The sequence below is a fragment of the Collinsella aerofaciens genome, from assembly GCF_018785245.1.
GTDB lineage: Bacteria > Actinomycetota > Coriobacteriia > Coriobacteriales > Coriobacteriaceae > Collinsella > Collinsella aerofaciens_AD.
In genome coordinates, this window is sequence record NZ_WQPL01000050.1 from 1 (window position 1) to 2496 (window position 2496).

At 61.1% G+C, this 2496-nt stretch carries 1 protein-coding gene and 2 tRNA genes; all 3 read left to right on the forward strand.

From position 1 onward, the window contains the following. Positions 1 to 261: 261 nt before the first annotated feature. A complete protein-coding gene (locus GPK39_RS08640; RefSeq protein WP_252204846.1) occupies positions 262 to 1995 on the forward strand; it encodes a glycoside hydrolase family 13 protein in 1734 nt (577 codons plus the stop codon). 141 nt (positions 1996 to 2136) lie between these two features. After that, positions 2137 to 2212, forward strand: a tRNA-Gly gene (locus GPK39_RS08645). A gap of 3 nt (positions 2213 to 2215) precedes the next feature. Next, positions 2216 to 2290 (forward strand) — tRNA-Val (locus tag GPK39_RS08650). Positions 2291 to 2496: the final 206 nt, after the last annotated feature.

Consider the following 2496-nt stretch of genomic DNA (forward strand, 5'->3'; position numbering starts at 1 on the left):
ATTGTCGCAGCCCCGACCCGCGGTCACGAGCGGGGGCTCCTGTCGTTTCCGTGCCCTCGGATTGGGTCATAGTGTCTGTCGTGGCCGGGAAAGTGGGTCTTCCGTTCTTTTCACCAATCGGTCGATTCGTCCCGGGGGTTCGAACCCGAGAGGGAGCGAGCGTTTTGGGTCGCGGCTGTGGCGTTGTTTGCCGCGAATGTCCGCTTTGGGCGTATCATCGTGGGCATCTCGCATAACCTCGTTGCAAGGGAGATACGCCCCATGGCTACAGAAAAGTCTTCTTCGCGCTCATGGATGTCCGACGCCGCGATCTATCAGATCTATCCGCGCTCGTTTAAGGATTCGACTGGTTCGGGTCTGGGCGATATCGCGGGCATTACCCAGCAGATGGACTATCTTGAGCGGCTGGGTATCGAGGCCATCTGGCTGAGCCCGTTTTATCCATCGCCTCTTGTCGATGGCGGCTATGATGTGGCGGACTACTGCGATGTCGATCCGCGTCTCGGCTCGCTTGACGACTTTGATGACATGATCGCTGCGGCTCACGCGCGTGGCATCAAGGTCATCGTCGACATCGTGCCCAACCATTCATCCAACCAGCACCCCTGGTTCAAAGCTGCTCTTGCCGCCGGCCCCGGATCGCCCGAGCGCGCCCGTTATATCTTCCGCGATGGTCGCGGCGAGCATGGCGAGCTGCCTCCCACCAATTGGAATGCCAACTTTGGCGGCCCCGCATGGACGCGTGTTGCGGACGGTCAGTGGTATCTGCACATGTTTACGCCCGAGCAGCCGGACTTTGACTGGTCATGCCCTGAGGTTCACGCGCTCTTTTGCGACGTCCTGGCGTTTTGGAGCGATCGAGGCGTCGACGGCTTTCGCATTGATGTGGCGCAGGGTCTCGCCAAGGATCTCGACCGCGATGACCTCGACCGGTGGCATCTCGCCGAGGGCGATGACATGGTTGACGACGGCACCCATCCGCTGTGGGACCGCAATGAGGTCCACGAGATCTATCGCGAGTGGCGCCGCGTGTTCGACCGCTATAATCCGCCGCGCAGTGCCGTTGCCGAGGCGTGGGTGCTGCCCGAGCGCCAGTATCTCTACGCGCGTCCCAGCGAGCTTGGCCAGACATTCAACTTTGAGTTTGCCAAGGCCACTTGGACCTATGATGACATGCACACTGCAATCGAGAAGGGCTTGAAGGCAGCCGTCGAATCCGATTCCGCCTCGACCTGGGTACTCTCCAACCACGACGTGCCGCGCGTGGCGACACGCTATGCCCTGCCGCAAATCAAGGCGGCGCGCTACCACCAGATTGCGCTCGACTGGCTCTTACGCGACGGGTCGTCTTATGACGAGGACCGTGAACTCGGCGAGCGCCGCGCGCGGGCGGCCCTTTTGCTTGAGCTGGCGCTTCCGGGCTCGGCATACGTGTATCAGGGTGAGGAGCTCGGCCTTTTTGAGGTGGCTGATATCCCGTGGGCTGCACTCGAAGACCCTACTGCGACCAATACGCACGGACCGAAGCGTGAGAAGGGGCGCGACGGCTGTCGTGTGCCCCTGCCGTGGGTGGCGGCGGACGATCCCGCGCATGGCGGATCGTTTGGGTTTTCGCCGGCAGACGCCGATGCGGCGCCCCATCTGCCGCAGCCTGCATGGTTTTCCGATTATGCTGCCGATAGGGAAGAAGTGGACCCGACATCGATGCTTGCGCTCTATCGTGACGCCCTCTGGCTGCGGCGCAAGCTGCGCGGGTGCGCCAACGATCTTGCGTGGCTCGATCTTGACGGGCGCACCGGTCTTGCGGATGGTGCCGAGGGCGCTGAGGGCGGCGTCATCGCCTATCGCCGCGACAACGGCTGGGCGTGTGTGACGAACTTCGGTGCAGCACCCGTGGAGCTGCCGGCGGGCAGGGTCCTGCTCACCTCATCACCGCTTGCAGACGGCAGGCTCGCGCAGGACAGCTCTGCCTGGATCATGCTCGGTGAGATGTAGGGGTCTCTTGCGGAGAGCCTGCGTTTGTTCGCGCCTTCCGTGGTGGCTGATGTCTTCGCGAGGTTCGCGAGGGCGTTGCAAAACTTTTTAAAAAAAGTTCTTGCATAGGATGCGGGCATCACGTAAGATTAATCCTCGTAAGCGGACATGGCTCAGTTGGTAGAGCACAACCTTGCCAAGGTTGGGGTCGCGGGTTCGAGCCCCGTTGTCCGCTCCATTTGGGCGTTTAGCTCAGGGGGAGAGCGCTTCCCTGACACGGAAGAGGTCAGAAGTTCAAATCTTCTAACGCCCACCAAATGTTCGCAGCTCAGAGGCTATGTCCTCTGGGCTGTTTTGTTTTGCTACCAAGCACGCCGTCAAATATGCCACCAAATATTGATCCAAGGTCCCCGTAGAGGTGCCGGCAGATTGCATACGTCCTGGGATCGCGTCGGAAATGTTGGTGTAAGCGCGCCGACGGCTGACCGCCAAACGCAAGCGGCCCCTGTCCTAGAATCTGGA

Coding starts and splice junctions, on each gene's coding strand:
- GPK39_RS08640 (WP_252204846.1), top strand. CDS start 262: ATGGCTACAGAAAAGTCTTCTTCGCGCTCATGGATGTCCGACGCCGCG.